The sequence below is a fragment of the Microbacterium sp. H6 genome, from assembly GCF_003314775.1.
GTDB classification, from domain to species: Bacteria; Actinomycetota; Actinomycetes; order Actinomycetales; family Microbacteriaceae; genus Microbacterium; species Microbacterium oxydans.
Window position 1 is genome coordinate 634 of sequence record NZ_QOAY01000293.1, and the last position, 1,414, is coordinate 2,047.

Genomic DNA, 1,414 nt, shown 5'->3' on the forward strand with positions numbered 1-1,414 from the left:
CGTGCACACCTCGACGACGGCCTCCGGGATGCGCGCCTGGCCAGAGCCGAGCTCGACCACGATACCCGCGACCCCGGCCTGATGCAGTCCGACGGCGAAAGCACGCAGTTCCGCCGGAGCGGTCGGCCAGCCGGCCCCGGTGCTGAGCAGGAGCTCCCCGCCGTCGAGCAGACGGGCGACACCGGCACTGTCGGACACGTGCACCCAGCGCACGGCGGCATCGAGCGCCCCACCGCCGACGATCACCTCCGGAGCGCCCGCCTGCAGCACGGGCTCCGCGAGGACGTCGGCGACCGTGAGGAGGGCGTCGCCACGAACCGGACGATCTGTCCGGATGGAGCGGAAGTCCTGACGTTCTGACATCACGACCAGCTCCTCGGCTCTGTGATCATTGAGGAGCACAAGCCTATCGGACACCGGTCAGAGTGTTCGAACGGCGCATTCTTCAGCCCTCGGAGGAACATCGTGGACATCGTCCGTCACGTCATCAACGGAGCGGAGACCGCCGAAGCGGCCCGCACCGGCCAGGTCTTCGACCCCGCCACCGGCCAGGTGTCGAAGCAGGTGGCCTTCGCGTCCACCGTCGAGGTGGACTCCGCGATCGCCGCCGCAGCCGCCGCCCTCCCCGCCTGGCGCGAGACGAGCCTGATCAAGCGCGCCGATGTGTTCTTCCGCCTGCGCCAGCTGCTCAAGGAGCGCACGCCGGAGCTCGCCGCGATCGTGACGAGCGAGCACGGAAAGGTGCTCTCGGATGCAGCGGGCGAGGTGTCGCGCGGCATCGAGAACGTCGAGTTCGCCGCCGGCCTCGTGCACCTGCTCAAGGGCGAGCGCAGCGAGCAGGTGGCCCGCGGCGTCGACGTGCACTCGGTCAAGCAGCCGGTCGGCGTCGTCGCGGCGATCACCCCGTTCAACTTCCCGGTCATGGTGCCGCTGTGGATGGTGGCCTCGGCCATCGCCTGCGGCAACACGGTCGTCCTCAAGCCCAGCGAGAAGGACCCGTCCGCCTCCGTCTGGCTCGCGAAGCTCTTCAGCGAGGCGGGCCTGCCCGACGGAGTGCTCAACGTCGTCAACGGCGACAAGGAGGCCGTGGACGCGATCCTGGACTCCCCGCGCGTCAACGCGGTGAGCTTCGTCGGCTCCACTCCGATCGCCCGCTCGATCTACCAGCGTGCCTCGGCTGCCGGCAAGCGCGTGCAGGCCCTCGGTGGCGCGAAGAACCACATGGTCGTGATGCCCGACGCCGACATCGACGCGGCAGCCGACGCCGCGGTCTCCGCCGCCTACGGCTCCGCCGGCGAGCGCTGCATGGCCGTCTCCGTGCTGGTCGCGGTGGGCGACATCGCCGACGACCTCGTCACCGCGATCGCCGACCGCATCGGCGGCCTCACGATCGGCGCGGGCACGGATACCGCGA

2 protein-coding genes are annotated in these 1,414 nt (G+C 70.4%); one reads left to right on the forward strand and one right to left on the reverse strand.

What is annotated here, in order from left to right; translation table 11 throughout:
• The coding region (locus DSP71_RS18985; protein ID WP_258546557.1) for a PucR family transcriptional regulator ligand-binding domain-containing protein at positions 1 to 363 on the reverse strand (363 nt) is incomplete at its 3' end.
• Between the two features lie 102 nt (positions 364 to 465).
• On the opposite strand from DSP71_RS18985, the gene DSP71_RS24335 reads away from it, so the two are divergent.
• Positions 466 to 1,414, forward strand: a 949-nt coding sequence (locus tag DSP71_RS24335) for an aldehyde dehydrogenase family protein (RefSeq protein ID WP_258546555.1), incomplete at its 3' end; no start/stop codon positions are given.